The sequence below is a fragment of the Roseococcus microcysteis genome, from assembly GCF_014764365.1.
In the GTDB taxonomy this organism is placed as follows: domain Bacteria; phylum Pseudomonadota; class Alphaproteobacteria; order Acetobacterales; family Acetobacteraceae; genus Roseococcus; species Roseococcus microcysteis.
The window spans coordinates 3,506,977-3,521,552 of the sequence record NZ_CP061718.1 but is presented as its reverse complement, the minus strand read 5'-3'; the positions used below and the strand labels follow the sequence as shown (position 1 = coordinate 3,521,552).

General features: G+C 71.0%; 13 protein-coding genes. 9 read left to right on the top strand and 4 right to left on the bottom strand.

Annotation, left to right across the window (positions count from 1 at the left end; genetic code table 11):
• Position 1 precedes the first annotated feature (1 nt).
• The 3 genes from ICW72_RS16940 (at position 2) to trpS (ending at position 5,384) form a co-directional block, all read left to right on the top strand.
• Complete coding sequence (locus ICW72_RS16940; protein WP_191083784.1) at positions 2-2,770, top strand: [protein-PII] uridylyltransferase; 2,769 nt, start codon at positions 2-4, stop codon at positions 2,768-2,770.
• Positions 2,770-4,311: a murein biosynthesis integral membrane protein MurJ gene (murJ, locus tag ICW72_RS16935; RefSeq protein WP_191083783.1), complete on the top strand. Its 1,542-nt coding sequence runs from the start codon at positions 2,770-2,772 to the stop codon at positions 4,309-4,311. Before ICW72_RS16940 ends, murJ begins: the two co-directional genes overlap by 1 nt.
• Before the next feature lie 71 nt (positions 4,312-4,382).
• Positions 4,383-5,384: a tryptophan--tRNA ligase gene (gene trpS / locus ICW72_RS16930; RefSeq protein WP_191083782.1), complete on the top strand. Its 1,002-nt coding sequence runs from the start codon at positions 4,383-4,385 to the stop codon at positions 5,382-5,384.
• 9 nt (positions 5,385-5,393) lie between these two features.
• Here the strand turns inward: trpS and ICW72_RS16925 are convergent, their stop codons facing one another.
• Entirely contained in the window at positions 5,394-6,917 is a 1,524-nt protein-coding gene (locus tag ICW72_RS16925) for a bifunctional metallophosphatase/5'-nucleotidase (protein WP_191083781.1), read from the bottom strand.
• Positions 6,918-7,040: 123 nt separating this feature from the next.
• Here ICW72_RS16925 and ICW72_RS16920 point away from each other — a divergent pair, with 123 nt between their 5' ends.
• The 3 genes from ICW72_RS16920 to ICW72_RS16910 are packed head-to-tail and all read left to right on the top strand — an operon-like array spanning position 7,041 to position 9,180.
• Positions 7,041-7,955, top strand: a complete 915-nt coding sequence (locus ICW72_RS16920; protein WP_456300165.1) for a sulfite exporter TauE/SafE family protein — start codon at positions 7,041-7,043, stop codon at positions 7,953-7,955.
• A complete protein-coding gene (locus ICW72_RS16915) occupies positions 7,952-8,689 on the top strand; it encodes a TIGR02186 family protein (RefSeq protein ID WP_191083780.1) in 738 nt (245 codons plus the stop codon). Before ICW72_RS16920 ends, ICW72_RS16915 begins: the two co-directional genes overlap by 4 nt.
• On the top strand, positions 8,689-9,180 hold the full coding sequence (locus ICW72_RS16910; protein WP_191083779.1) for a universal stress protein: 492 nt from the start codon (positions 8,689-8,691) through the stop codon (positions 9,178-9,180). The genes ICW72_RS16915 and ICW72_RS16910 overlap by 1 nt, the downstream gene beginning before the upstream one ends.
• A gap of 180 nt (positions 9,181-9,360) precedes the next feature.
• Here ICW72_RS16910 and ICW72_RS16905 read toward each other — a convergent pair whose 3' ends face one another.
• Entirely contained in the window at positions 9,361-10,545 is a 1,185-nt protein-coding gene (locus ICW72_RS16905) for a GTP cyclohydrolase II (RefSeq protein WP_223880646.1), read from the bottom strand.
• Positions 10,546-10,730: 185 nt separating this feature from the next.
• On the opposite strand from ICW72_RS16905, the gene ICW72_RS16900 reads away from it, so the two are divergent.
• Entirely contained in the window at positions 10,731-11,381 is a 651-nt protein-coding gene (locus ICW72_RS16900) for a winged helix-turn-helix domain-containing protein (RefSeq protein WP_191083778.1), read from the top strand.
• 6 nt (positions 11,382-11,387) lie between these two features.
• Here the strand turns inward: ICW72_RS16900 and ICW72_RS16895 are convergent, their stop codons facing one another.
• On the bottom strand, positions 11,388-11,978 hold the full coding sequence (locus tag ICW72_RS16895) for a malonic semialdehyde reductase (protein WP_191083777.1): 591 nt from the start codon (positions 11,976-11,978) through the stop codon (positions 11,388-11,390).
• A gap of 178 nt (positions 11,979-12,156) precedes the next feature.
• On the opposite strand from ICW72_RS16895, the gene ICW72_RS16890 reads away from it, so the two are divergent.
• A complete protein-coding gene (locus ICW72_RS16890) occupies positions 12,157-13,179 on the top strand; it encodes an NAD(P)H-dependent flavin oxidoreductase (protein ID WP_191083776.1) in 1,023 nt (340 codons plus the stop codon).
• Between the two features lie 79 nt (positions 13,180-13,258).
• The gene (locus ICW72_RS16885; protein WP_191083775.1) at positions 13,259-14,032 is read left to right on the top strand and encodes a sterol desaturase family protein; all 774 of its coding nucleotides are present in this window, start codon (positions 13,259-13,261) and stop codon (positions 14,030-14,032) included.
• 38 nt (positions 14,033-14,070) lie between these two features.
• Here ICW72_RS16885 and ICW72_RS16880 read toward each other — a convergent pair whose 3' ends face one another.
• Positions 14,071-14,565 (bottom strand): hypothetical protein, encoded by a 495-nt coding sequence (locus tag ICW72_RS16880; protein WP_191083774.1) that lies wholly within the window; start codon positions 14,563-14,565, stop codon positions 14,071-14,073.
• Positions 14,566-14,576 lie beyond the last annotated feature (11 nt).

Below are 14,576 nucleotides of genomic sequence, written 5' to 3'. Positions count from 1 at the left end.
CATGACGCTCGCCACCGCCCCACGGGCCCAAGCACGGCTGCAGGACCGCCTGCTGCCTGACGGCGTGCCCATCGCGCGCGACCAGGCGCTGGCCCTGCTGCGGCGGGAGCTGGGCGGGGTGCAGGCCTGGGTCCAGCACGCCTTCGAAAGCCGCGAAACCCATGGGCTGGGCGCCGCCCGCCGCCTGGGCGAACGGATGGACCAGGTGATGCTGGCCATCCTGGACTATGGCGGCGCCATGGTGCCCCCCATGCCCGGCGCCGCCCGGCTGGACTTCGCCCTGGTGGCGACCGGCGGCTATGGGCGCGGCGTGCTGGCGCCGCATTCGGACATTGACCTGCTTTTCCTCACCCAGCGCGAGCCCGGCGCCCGAACCCGGCGGCTGATCGAGTTCATCCTGTATCTTCTGTGGGACCTCGGGCTGAAGGTGGGCCACGCCACGCGCAGCGCCCAGGATTGTCTCACCGAAGGTTGCAAGGACGTCACCATCCTGACCGCCCTGGTGGATGCCCGCTTCCTGGGCGGCGACGCCGAGGCCTTCGCCCATTTCACCGAGAACTTCACCCGGCACCGGCTGGAGAGCGGCATCGCCCCCTTCCTGGCCGCCAAGCGCGCCGAACGCGCCGCCCGCCACGCCCGCTATGGCGAAAGCCCCTTCCTGGTCGAACCCCATGTGAAGGAAGGCCGGGGCGGGCTGCGGGATTTGCAGACCCTCTACTGGCTCGCCCGCTACGCCTTCGGCGTGCAGAAGATGCCGGAGCTCGTGGGCCCCGACAGCCCCGGCGGCGGGCTGCTGAGCGCGCACGAAGCCCGTGCCATCCGCCGCGCCTGGGACTTCCTCTGGACCCTGCGCTTCCACCTGCACTACGTCACCGGCCGGGCGGAGGAACGCCTCACCTTTGACCTCCAGCCCGTCATCGCCGCGCGCATGGGCTACACCCGCCACGGCGCGCAGGACGGGTCGGAGCGGCTGATGAAGCACCTCTTCCTGACGGCGCGCGACGTGGTGCGCTTCACCCGCGTGCTGGAACCGGCCATCGAGCGCGCGGCCTTGGGCCCGCCCGCCACAAGGCGCGAGGGGGATGAAGGGCTGGCCGCGCTGGGACTTGCCTTCGCCGATGGCAAGCTGGTGGCCGCCCCGCCTGACCGCGATTTCTCGCGCGAGCCCGTGCTGATGCTGCGCATCGTCAAGGCGGCGCGGGACCGCTGCCTGGACATCCACCCGCTGGCCGTCCGCGCCCTCATCCGCCACGCCCGCCAGGCGGAGCGCCTGCGCGGGGACCCCGAGGCCAACCGCCTCTTCCTCGACCTGCTGATGGGCAAGGGTGCGGCCAAATGGATGCGCCTGCTGAACGAGGCGGGCTTCCTCGGCCGCTTCATCCCCGAATGGCAGCGCATCACCGGGCTGATGCAGTTCGACACCTACCACGTCTTCACGGTGGACGAGCACACCATCGAGGCCATCGGGGTGCTGCAGCAGATCGAAAGCGGGGCGCTCGCGGAAGTCGCCCCGGTGGCGAGCGAGCTGGCCGGCCAGCTGCAATCCCGCCGCGCCCTCTATGTCGCCGCCCTCCTGCATGACATCGCCAAGGGCCGCGGCGGCGACCACAGCGAGATCGGCGCCCGCCTCGCCCAGGAGATCTGCCCGCGCCTGGGCATGAGCGCCGAGGAGACCGAGACCGTCTCCTGGCTGGTGCTGCACCACCTGCTCGTCTCCCAGACCGCCTTCAAGCGTGACATCGAGGACCCCAAGACCATCCTCGACATCGCCGACCAGGTGCAGTCGCCCGAACGCCTGCGCCTGCTGCTGGTGCTGACCGTGGCGGACATGCGCGCCGTCGGCCCCCGTGTCTGGAACGCATGGAAGGCCACCCTGCTGCGCGAGGTCTATTGGCGCGTTTCCGAAGTCCTCGCCGGCGGCATGACGGTGCCCGAGCGCGATGTGCGCGTGGCCCGCGCCAAGGAAGCCGCCATCGCCGCCCTGCCCGCCTTCACCCAGGCCGAGGCCGAGCATTTCCTCTCCCTGGGCTACCCCGGCTACTGGCTCTCCTTCGACGCCGAGACCCATGCCCGCCACGCCTCGATGATCCGCGACGCCGAGGCCACGCGCGCGCCGCTCACCGTCCGCACCCGTGTGCTGCCCGAGCGGGGCGTCACCGAGGTCACGGTCTATTGCACCGACCATCCGGGCCTGTTCAGCAAGATCTCGGGCGCGCTGGCCGTGGCCGGCGCCTCCATCGTGGATGCGCGCATCCACACGCTGACCAATGGCATGGCGCTGGACACTTTCTGGGTGCAGGACAGTTCGGACGACGCCTTCGACGCGCCGCACCGCCTGGCGCGGCTGTCGGTGCTGATCGAGCAGTCGCTGTCCGGCCGCCTCCAGCTCGACGCCGAAATCCGCAAGGTGCGGCGGGAGCCCGCGCGGCTGGCCGCCGTGACGGTGCCGCCGCGCGTGGTCTTCGACAACTTCGCCTCCAACACCCACACCGTCATCGAGGTGAATGGCCGCGACCGGCCCGGCCTGCTGCATGACGTGACGGCCGCCATCAGCGAACAGGGGCTGCAGATCGCCTCCGCGCACATCACCACCTATGGCGTGCGCGCCGTGGACGTCTTCTACGTGAAGGACGTCTTCGGCCTGAAGATCGAGAATGAGCGCAAGCTCGCCCCGCTGCGCGAGGCGCTGCTCGACGCGCTGACCCCGCCCGACGCGCCCGGCGGCGGGGGCGTCTCGGTGCTGATGCGCGAGGTCGCCAGCCAGGCCTGATGCTGCGCTCCATCGCCACGGTGGGCGGCTGGACCATGGCCAGCCGCATCCTCGGCTTCGCGCGCGACATCCTGATCGCCTCGCGCCTGGGGGCCGGCCCGATGGCCGATGCCTTCTTCGTGGCGCTGAAACTGCCCAACCTCTTCCGCCGCCTCTTCGGCGAGGGCGCCTTCAACGCCGCCTTCGTCCCCGCCTTCGCCGCCACCCTCACGCGCGAGGGTTTCGCGGAAGCCCAGCGCCTGGCCGAGCGGATGGCGGGGCTGATGGCGCTTTGGCTGTCCCTGCTCACGCTGCTGGGCATGGTCTTCATGCCGCAGGTGCTGTCGGTGCTGGCGCCCGGCTTCTCGGCGCGGCCCGACCAGTTCGCGTTGGCCGTGGAGCTGACGCGCATCGTCTTTCCCTACCTGCTGCTCATCTGCCTGGTGGCGCTGGTGTCAGGCGTGCTGAACGGGCTGTCGCGCTTCGGGGCGGCGGCGGGGGCGCCGGTGCTGTTCAACGTGACGGCCATGGCGGCCCTGCTGGGGCTGACGCCCTTCGTCGCCACGCCGGCCCATGCGCTGGCCTGGGGGGTGACGGCCTCGGGCGTGCTGCAACTCGCCCTGGTGTGGTGGGCGGCGCGGCAGGCGGGCATGGCGCTGAACCCGGTGCGGCGCATCACCCTTGGCCCGAATGAGCGAGGCGTGTTGCGGCGGATGGGGCCGGGCATCATCGGCGCGGGCGTCACGCAGCTGAACCTGGCGGTGGATGTCATCATCGCCTCGCTGCTGCCGGCGGGCGCCGTGTCCTTCCTCTATTACGCGGACCGGGTGGCGCAGCTGCCGCTGGGCGTGGTGGGGGCGGCCATCGGCACCGCGCTGCTGCCGCTGCTGGCGGCGCAGATCGCGGCGCGGCAGAAGCTCTCGGCGCATCGCAGCCAGAACCGGGCGCTGGAGATCTCCCTCGCCCTCACCCTGCCCGCCGCGGTGGCCTTGGCGGTGCTGGCCGCGCCCATCATCACCGTGCTGTTCGAGCGGGGGGCCTTCGGCGCGGCGGCGGCGGCCGAGACGGCGCGGGTGCTGGCCGCCTATGCGGCGGGGCTGGTGGCCTTCGTGCTGGTCAAGGCGCTGGTCCCGGCCTTCTTCGCCCGTGGCGACACCACCACCCCCGTGGTCGTGGGTGTGGGCGTGGTGGCGATGAATCTGGGGCTGAACCTGCTCTTCCTCTGGGCCACGCCGCTGGGGGCCTCGGGTATCGCCCTGGCCACGGGGCTGGCCGCCTGGGCGAATGTGGCCGTGCTGCTGTGGCTGCTGCACCGCAAGCGCCACTTTCGCGCCGACCGCCGCCTGCGCCGCAACGCGCCACGCCTGCTGGCGGCGGCGCTGGCCATGGGTGTGGCTCTGGCGCTGGGCGCCTTCTGGCTTGCGCCCGGTCCGGGCGCGCTTGGCGCGATGTGGCTCGCCCTGATCTGCGCCGTGGGGGGCGTGATCTATTTCGGCGTGGCGCATCTGCTGGGCGGGCTCGACCTGCGCGAGCTGCGCCGGATGGTGCGGCGGCGGCGGTAACCCCCCGCCACGTCTTGACCGCGCGCCCCGCGCGCGCGAACGATCCCCACGGCCAATTCACGGGAATTTCCATGCAGCGCGTCTTCTCCGGCATCCAGCCCTCCGGCGTGCCCACCCTGGGCAACTACCTCGGCGCCATCCGCAACTGGGTGCCGATGCAGGATCAGCACGAATGCCTGTTCTGCATCGTGGACCTGCACGCCATCACCCAGTTCCAGGAGCCCGCGCAGCTACTCGCCCAGACGCGCGAAATGGCCGCGACCCTGCTGGCCTGCGGCCTCAGCCCCGAGAAATGCGTGCTGTTCGTGCAGAGCCATGTGCCGGCCCATGCCGAGCTCGGCTGGATCTTCAACTGCGTGGCGCGCCTGGGCTGGCTGAACCGCATGACGCAGTTCAAGGACAAGGCCGGCAAGGACCGCGAGGCGGCCAGCAGCGGCCTCTACGTCTATCCGAACCTCATGGCCGCCGACATCCTGGCCTACAAGGCGACCAGCGTGCCGGTGGGCGATGACCAGCGCCAGCATCTGGAACTGGCCAACGACATCGCCCAGAAATTCAACCACGACTACGGCACGGATTTCTTCCCGCGCATCGAGCCCTTCATCCAGGGCGTCGCGGCCCGGGTGATGAGCCTGCGCGACGGCACGAAGAAGATGTCGAAGTCCGACCCGTCGGACCAGTCGCGCATCAACCTGAACGATGACGCGGATACCATCGCGCTCAAGATCCGCCGCGCGCGCACCGACGCCGAGCCCCTGCCCGGCCACCTGGCCGGCCTCGAAGGCCGGGCCGAGGCGCGCAACCTGGTGGGCATCCTCGCCGCCGTCACCGGCACCCTGCCGGAGAACGTGCTGCGCGAGCATGAGGGCCAGGGCTTCGGCGCCTTCAAGGAGGTGCTGACCGAGGCGCTGGTCGCCCACCTCGCCCCCATCCGCAAGGAAATGCTGCGGCTGCTGGAGGATGCGCCGGCGCTGGACGCCGCACTGCGCCGGGGCGCGGAGCGGGCGGAGGCCATCGCGAACCCCATCCTGGCCGAGGCGAAGCGTCTGGTGGGCTTCCTGCCGCGGCGCTGAGAGGGCGCTTCAGCCGCCCAGCGCCCGCGCCACCACTTCCTCCAGCAGGGGGCCGTCATCCACGGCCTCCAGCGCGCGCTCGGCGAAATCGGCATAGCCATCGCCGCCGCGCCGCAGGAAGTTGTTGGTGGCGATACGATAGGCGCGCTCGGGATCGAGGGGGCGCCATTCGCCGGGCGCCTCCTCCACCTCCACATCAAGGGCGCGTTCCCCCACCGGGCGCGAGGCATCGGCGCGGAAGCGCAGGCCAGCCAGTTGCGGGAAGCGGCCATTGGGCTCGGGCAGGCGCGAGAGGCCGTTCTCCAGCGCGGCCCGCAGGGCGTCGCCCCGCAGGGTCAGCCGCGCCACGGTGTTGCCGAAGGGAAAGGCGGCCAGGGTATCGCCACGGGTGACGTCACCCGCCGGCAGGCTGGTGCGCAGCGCACCCGCATTGCTCCACCCGATCTCGGCACCCACCGCCCGGCGCATCGCCTCGGCCACGAAATTCCCCATGGCGCAGGGCTGTTCGCGGCAGCCCTCCAGGGTGAAGGCCTCGGGCAGGCGGCCCACCACGGCGCGGCGCACGGCCTCCAGCGGGCCCGCATATTCGGCCACGATGGCGGCCACCGCGGCATCCTCGGCCAGGGCGGCGTCCAGCTCCGCCATGGCCTGGGCGTGGTGCAGCACCGTGCCATCGGCCGCGAGGTCGAGGTCGAGCCGCCCCAGGAACCGCCCGAAGGCGCCGGCCTGGACGATCAGCACCGGCCGGTCCGGCCCCTCCACCAGCCGGGGCGGGGCGATGCGCAGATGGGTGTGCCCGCCGATGATGGCGTCCACCCCGGGCACCTGGGCGGCCAGGCGCTCATCCTCCGCGAATCCCAGATGCGAGAGCAGCACGACGGTCGCCGGCCCCTCGCGCCGCGCGGCCCAGACGGCACGCTCGGCCGCCTCGGCGGGGTCGGTGAAGCGCAGATTCGCACCGGGCGAGGAGATGACGGGCGTGTCCGTCGTCACCAGCCCCACCACCACCAGCCGCGCCGGGCCGTTGCGGAAGGTCACGGTGGGCAGCACGCGGCCGGCCAGCGCGGGCTCGGCCGTGGCGTCGAGATTGGCGCAGAGCACGGGGAAGCCCGCCATCTCGATGTAGCGGGCCAGCGTGGCCGGCCCCTTGTCGAATTCATGATTGCCCAGCGCGAAGCCCTGCACCCCCCAGGCGCGCTGAACCGCGGCCTCGGCCAGCCCCTCATGGTGAGAGAAGAACAGGCTGCCCATGAAGCTGTCGCCCGCCTCCAGCAGCAAGGCGGGGCGCTGGTCGGCGCGGGCGGCCTCGCGCGCCTGGGCGATGGCGGTGGCGATTCGCGCCGAGCCGCCGAAGCAGGCCTCGCCCGGGCGGCAGGTGGCGCCGCTGGCCGCGATGGGCTCATGCCGGCTGTGGAAATCGTTCAGGTGCAGCAGCGCCACCCGGCTGACACTCTGGGCACGGGCGGGGCGCAGCGTGGGGCTGGCGAGCAGGGCCGAGACGGGAAGCCCGGCAAGGACGCGACGGCGAAGCATGACCCACCCTGCGGGCTGTTCCCGCCCAAGTCCAGTGATGTTGCGTGACGCAACCTGAACGCCCCTTCGGGCCTTGCCACGGGCGGGCGATGGGTGAACCCTTGCCCCTCATAGAAGTGAGCCTTGTTGTTGCAAATCTACCTGCCCATCGCGGAAATGAGCGTGGATGCCCTTCTCCTGGTGGGCATCGGCTTTGGCGTGGGCTGGCTGTCGGGGCTGTTCGGCGTGGGCGGCGGCTTCCTGCTGACGCCGCTGCTGATGCTGATCGGCATTCCCTCCTTCGTCGCGGTGGCCTCCGGCGCGAACCAGACGCTGGGCGCCTCGGTCTCGGGCCTCATCGCCCAGGCGCGGCGGGGCAATGTGGACTGGCGCATGGGCGCCGTGCTGGTGGCGGGCGGCCTGCTGGGCAGCTTCGCCGGCGTGCAGCTCTTTGCCTTCCTGCGCGAGAAGGGCCAGGTGGATGCCGCCGTGGCCCTGTTCTACGTGGTGGTGCTGGGCATCGTGGGCCTGCTGATGGTGATGGAGAGCGTGCGCGCCATCTTCCGCCGCGTCCGCGCCCGCCCGCAGCGGCTGCACCAGCATTCCTGGGCGCATGGCCTGCCCTTCAAGATGCGCTTCCGGCAGAGCCGCCTCTACATCTCCGTCCTGCCGCCGATCGCGGTGGGGTTCGGCATCGGCGTGCTCTCGGCCGTGATGGGCGTGGGCGGCGGCTTCATGCTGGTGCCGGCCATGATCTACATCCTGGGCATGCCGACCTCGGTCGTCATCGGCACCTCGCTGTTCCATGTGGTCTGCATCACGGCCTCGGTCACCTTCTTCCAGGCGGTGCAGGTGGGCGGCGTGGACATCGTGCTGACCATGCTGCTGCTGGCCGGTGGTGTGGCGGGCGCGCAGTTCGGCGCCTCCATGGGGGCCCGGCTGCGCGGCGAGGAGACGCGCGCGCTGCTGGGCCTGCTGGTGCTGGGCGTGGCCCTGATGCTGATGTGGAACCTGGTCACCCCACCCGAACGCCTGTTCTCGGTCACGCGCGCGCCATGAGGGCCTGGCTCCTCCTCCTCCTCCTCCTGCTGGTGCCCGGCCTCGCCGGGGCGCAGCCGCTGGTGGCCCGCCTCTCCACCGACCGCGTGGACGTGACCACCGCCTTCGTGGGCGAGAGCGTGCTGGTCTTCGGCAGCACGGAGCAGCCCATCGGCCCCGGCGGCGACGAGATCATCGTCGTGGCGCGCGGCCCGTCCACGGATTTCGTGGTGCGCCGACGCGTCAATGTGCTGGGCATGTGGCTGAACGGTCCCTCGGCGCATTTCGACGATGTGCCGAGCTTCTATGCCATCGCCGGCACCCTGCCGGCCTGGCGGCTGCTGCCGGAGGAGGTGCGCCAGGCCCGTGGCCTGGGGCTGGACGCGCTGCCGCTGACGCCCAGCTCCGGGGCGCGCTCCCCGCAATTCCGCGCCGCCCTGCTGGAGCTGAAGCGCAATGAGGGCCTGTGGCTGGAGGATGTGGCGCCGGTGGACATCGCGGGCAACCGCCTCTTCCAGGTGCGCCTGCCCCTGCCCGCCACGGTACAGCCAGGCGTCTATGAGATTTCCGTCCACCTCATCCGCTCGCGCCAGGTGGTGACGACGGAGCGGATAGGCTTCATCGTGGCCCGCACCGGCAGCGCGGCCGAGATTGAAAGACTGGCGCGGCTGCAGCCCGCGCTTTATGCGCTGATCTGCATTATTTTCGCCGCCCTGGCCGGCTGGCTGGGCAGCATCCTCTTCCGGAGAAGCTGATGACCGAGGACGGAACGGAAAAGGCCCGGCGCGACCGCGTGTTCCTGGTCGTCGTGGATGACAGCCCCGAACGCGCGGTCGCCCTGCGCTACGCCTGCCTGCGCGCCGCGAAGGGCGGTGGCCGGGTCACGCTGCTGCGCGTGGTCGAGCCGGTGGAGCAGTCCGAATGGGCCGGCATCGGCTCCATGATGCAGGAGGAGCGCCGGGAGGAGGCCGAGGCCCTGTTGGCCGGCCTTGCCGCCCAGGTGAAGGAGCTGACGGGTGGCATGCCCATGCTGGTCATCCGCGAGGGGCGCATGGCCGATGAGCTGCTGGCCCTTCTGGAGGAGGACCCGCGCATTTCCATCCTGGTGCTGGCCACCTCGGCCGGCGGCAAGGGGCCGGGGCCGCTGATCACGGCGCTGACGGGGCGGCTGGCGGGCAAGATGACCGTGCCCATGACCATCGTGCCCGGCGAGATGAGCGAGGCGGAACTCGACCGGGTGACTTGATTCTTGCCCTCAGGCGCCGGGCGCCGCCTCCGGCGGCTTGGCTTTCGCCGCGCGGCGGGTGTGCTGGCCACGCGGCTGTCCGGGCGGCGCCGGCCGCGTTGCGGCCGGATGCTCGGATGGTTCGCATCTGGGTGAAGCAAGTCCTTGCCCGAAGGCGCCGGACGCGCGCTCCGTACCCCCTCAATCCGGCAGCATATGCCCGAAGCGCTGCGCCTTGGTGGCCAGGTAGCCGTCATTCACGCCATTGCCGGCGAAGGCGTGTTCCTCGCGGGCCTGCACCTCGATGCCGCAGGCGGCGAGGCCCGCCAGCTTGTCGGGGTTGTTCGTCAGCAGCCGCACGCGCGGAATGCCCAAGGCGCGCAACATGGTGGCCGCGACCAGGAAGTTCCGCTCATCCGCGCCATAGCCCAGGGCACGGTTGGCATCGAGCGTGTCCAGCCCCTGGTCCTGGAGCGTGTAGGCGCGCAGCTTGTTGACGAGGCCGATGCCCCGCCCCTCCTGCGCCAGATAGATCAGCACGCCCGCACCTTCCTCGGCCATGCGGCGCAGCGCGCCCTTCAGCTGCGGGCCGCAATCGCAGCGCAACGAGCCCAGCAGGTCCCCGGTGAAGCATTCCGAATGCAGCCGCGCCAGGGGCGCCCCGCCGCCGGCCAGCACCGCCTCGGGGTTGCCCACCAGCATGGCCAGGTGCTCGATCCCGCCATCGGCGGCGCGGAAGGCGATGATTCGCGTGTCCTTCGCATCCTCCAGCGGCACCCGCGCCTCGCCCACCGCGCGCAGCGTGGTGGCGGCGGTGTGGGGGTAGGCCAGGATCTCCTCGGCCGCGATGCCGATCAGGCCCGGCACGGAGGTGACCACACGGTCCAGCGGCACCGCCACCAGCGCGGGGAGCAGGCGCCCCAGCTTCGCCAGCGCCAAGGCGGCGGGGGCCAGGGGCGGCGTGGCCGCGCGGTCGAGCTGCTGGCCCTCGGCGCCCAGGAGCTGGTCCGCGGTGGGGTCGGCGAAGGCGCGCAGCCGGGCGGGGTCCATCAGCCCGGAGGGCAGGCGCAGCGCCACGGCACCCGCCTCGGGCGCGTCGAGCGGCACGGGGCGCTGCAACAGCGCGGCCGCGCGCACGGGGGCCAGCAGCAGCACGGGCGGGCGCGCGGAGGCACGCGCCATCTCGCCCAGGCCCTGCGCGCCGACCGTTTCGGCCGCCGCCACCAGCATGGCCCCCTCGGCCCCATGGACAAGAACGGGCGTGCCGCGGCGGAGTTCGGACACGGCGCGATGAACCGCCCGCAGCACCAGGACATCCTCCGTCAGCGCACCAAGGGAAGCCTGCGGTTGCGAAGCGACGACATTCATGGACGAGCGATCCTTCATGGGTAGAAACTCTGCCTTGAGAATGTGGCGTCACAGTGGGAAGCGACAGGGCGCCGCGTGAAACTTATTTTCACAGACTTGCGCAACCTTTCGCGCAAGCATTCCTCCCGCGCGGCGCAAGTGCTAAGAGAGGGAAGATTGTAAACCACAGCGGCTGTCACCAAGCCGACATCCTCCAGGCGACCATGGCCGGCCCGCGCCACCTGCTTCTACTGACCGAGGACGAGGCCCTGGCGGCCATTCTTCCCGCGCAACTGGCGCAAGGCACGGAATACCGGGCGGAGCCCATGGCGCCCGGCGAAGGCCCTGCCCGCCTCGCGGACCCTCTCGCGCATGTCGAGGCCACGCTGCTCGACGCCCCGGCCCTGGCCTGGGTGGAGCCGTTGCGCGCGGCCAGCGCCGGACGGCCCATCCTGCTGCTGGGCGATGGCGCGGCGTCGGAACTGCCCAGCCTGCCCAAGCCCGTGCGCCTGGCGGCGCTGGTGTCCCGGATGAACGCGCTGCTGGCGGCCTTCGAAGCCTCGCCCGAGGCTGGCATCAGCCTGGGCGGGCACCTCTTCCACCCGGCCTCGCGCCTGATGCTGACGCCCGAAGGCACCCGCATCCGCCTGACCGAGAAGGAGGCCGCCATCCTCCTCTACCTGCACCGCGCGGCCGGCCGCGCCGTCTCGCGCGCGGAATTGCTGGGGGAGGTCTGGGGCTATTCGGCGGCGGTCGCGACCCACACGCTGGAGACGCACATCTACCGTCTGCGCCGCAAGATCGAGCAGGCGCCGGAACTCGCGCGCCTGCTGGTGACGGAGGAGGGCGGGTACCGGCTGGAACCCGCCCCCTGACGGGCCTTACAGGAGCTTGCAGGCTTCCTCGAATTCCAGGCGCGGGCTGCGGGGGAAGACGCCGGACGGGTCGCCATGGCCGAGCGTCACCAGCCAGTTGGACTTCCAGCCGGTGTCGGCCAGGAACAGCTCATCCACCTTGCCATTGTCGAACCCGCTCATGGCGCCGACATCGAGGCCCAGCGCGCGCGCGGCCAGCATCAGATAGGCGCCCTGCAGGGTGCCGTTGCGGAAGGCGGTGGTGTCCGCCAGCGACCAGTTGCCGGAGAACCAGGACTTCGCGTCCGCATGGGGGAACAGCCGCGGCAGCAGGTCGTAGAACTTCGGATCATGCGCCACGATCACGACCACGGGCGCGGTCATGGTCTTCTCGACATTGCCGGCCGAGAGCGTCTCCTTCAGCTTCGCCTTCGCCTCGGGCGTGCGGAGGAACAGGAAGCGCGCGGGCGAGGAATTGGCGCTGGTCGGGCCCCATTTCATCAGGTCATAGAGTTCACGCAGCGTCTCGTCGGAGACGGGCTTGTCCTGCCACTTGTTCTGGGTGCGCGCCTCGCGGAAAAGCTGGTCGAGGGCGGCGGGGGAGAGGGTCTCGGTCATCGAATTCCTTCCGGGCGGGGTTCCGCGTTCGTTCCGCATGTAGGGTGGCCGGGGCGGCGCTGCCAATCCGCGCAGGCTATGGCCATCATCCGGCAGCGCAATATCGGCTGCGGCGGGCGTTTCCGTCGGCATGGAACCGTGGCTAGACTGGCTCCAACCGAATGGAGGAACCGACCGGATGGACCTGCGTGACATGCTCAAGGGGCGGCTGCGCCTGCCGCTCATCGCCTCGCCGCTGTTCATCATCTCGGTGCCGGACCTGGTGGTGGCGCAATGCACCAGCGGCATCATCGGCTCCATGCCCTCGCTGAATGCCCGGCCGCTGGAGCAGCTGGACGAATGGCTGACCGAGATCAAGGAACGCCTGGCCGCGCATGACCGCGCCCATCCCGACCGGCCCTCGGCCCCCTTCGCGATCAACCTGATCGTCCACAAGTCCAATGACCGGCTGGAACAGGATTTGGCGCTCTGCGTGAAGCACAAGGTGCCGCTGATCATCACCTCGCTGGGCGCGCGGGCCGAGGTGAACGAGGCCATCCATTCCTATGGCGGCTTCGTGATCCATGACGTGATCAACCAGTTCTTCGCCCGCAAGGCCATCGAGAAGGGCGCGGACGGGCTGGTGCTGGTGGCCGCCGGCGCGGGCGGCCATGCCGGCGCGCAATCCCCCTTCGCCCTGGTGCAGGAGACGCGGCAATGGTTCGACGGGCCGGTGGCGCTGTCGGGTTCCATCGCCCATGGCCGCAGCATCCTGGCCGCCGAGGCCATGGGGGCGGATTTCGCCTATATGGGCACCGCCTTCATCGCGACCCCCGAGGCGCGGGCGGTCGAGGACTACAAGCGGATGATCGTGGAGAGCGGGGCGGGCGACATCGTCTACACCAACCTCATCACCGGCGTGCATGGGAACTACCTGAAGCCCTCCATCGCGCGGGCGGGACTCGACCCGGACAACCTGGAAACGGGCGACAAGTCGCAGATGACCTTCGCCTCGGACCGCAAGAAGCGCTGGAAGGACATCTGGGGCGCGGGGCAGTCCGTGGGCGGCATCCATGAGGTGGTGCCGGCGGCGGCGCTGGTGGACCGGCTGGCCGCCGAATATGCCGAGGGTCGGCGGGCACTGGGGGCGCATTCGCCCATCGTGAATCCTGGCTGGGGCCAAGGGGGGAGCCAGGGCGGCGCGCGGGCGGCGGCCGAATAGCGGCGTAACCTTCCGGCTCCGGACGGCGAAGCGGGAGACAGCCCCTCCCTTTCCCTGCACGGATGCTTATCTTCCGGCCATGGAGTTTGAAGCCACCCTGCGGCTGGGCGCCTTCGCGGGCGTCCTGGCCGCGCTGATCCTGGCGGAGCGGCTGCTGCCCTGGGCGCAGCCACGCCCCCTGGGCATGCGGCGCTGGTGGCCCAATCTCGGGCTGGTGGCGGTGGGCTCGGTGCTGGTGCGCTTCACCCTGCCGCTGGCCGCCGTGGCCGCGGCCTTCTGGGCGCAGGCGCAAGGCATTGGGCTGATGAATTGGCTGGACCTGCCGTTGTGGGTGGCCATCCCGCTGACGGTCGTGGTCTTCGACCTGCTGATCTATTTCCAGCACCGCGTCTTTCACCACGTGCCCTGGCTGTGGCGCCTGCACCGCGTCCATCACGCCGACCCGGAGATGGACGCCACCACCGGCGTGCGCTTCCACCCGGTGGAAATCTGGCTGTCCATGGTGATCAAGATCGCCTTCGCGGTGGCGCTCGGCGCGCCGCCCGAGGGGATTTTGGCCTTCGAAATCCTCCTGAATGCCGCGAGCCTTTTCGAGCACGCGGCCATCCGCCTTCCGCCGAAGCTGGACCGCGCGCTGGGCTGGGTGATCGTCACGCCCAACCTGCACCGCATCCACCACAGCGAGCGGGCGCATGAGACCAACAGCCATTACGGCTTCTGCCTCTCCCTCTGGGACCGGCTGTTCGGCACCTGGCGCGGCAAATGGGAGGGCGAACTGGTGCTGGGCGTGCGCGGCCATCGCGAACCGGACCGGCAGACGCTGCGGCGCATGCTGACCCAGCCGCTGGATTAGCGTCCGGTCGGCTTCGGTGGAATCACCGAAGCCGTGAATCAGCTGCTCAGCCCGGCCGCCCGCTGCTGGCGGATGCTCTCGGCCGAAGCCCCCACCTGGTCCCGGAAGCGGGCCAGCCCCTCCCGCACGCCCCGATGGGCATCGGGGAATTCCTGTGGCGGGGTGAAGCGGTCGGGCTGGCTTTCGTCATGGGCCAGCACCGCGTCCATGGTGCGGACCAGGGCCGGCACGTCGCCGAAGGCCCATTCGTTCAGCGGCCGCCCCACGCTTTCCGTCAGCGCGGCGAAGAGGGCGCGGTCCCCATCCGCCGGCAGGTCGGGCCGGGCCACCAGATGCGTCCGGTAGCGCAGCTGGCCCAGGTAGAACACGAAGACCGCATCCTCCCGCTGCCCCGCCCCGAACAGCCGCCCCGCCTCCCGGTAATAGGCCGCGGGGTGTTCGCCATTCAGCCGCGCCCCCAGCGCCGCATCGGCGCGCCCTGCGCGGGGCGCCAGCGCCAGGAGGGGGAGTGCGGCCAAATGGCGTCGGTGCATGGAGCGTCCTT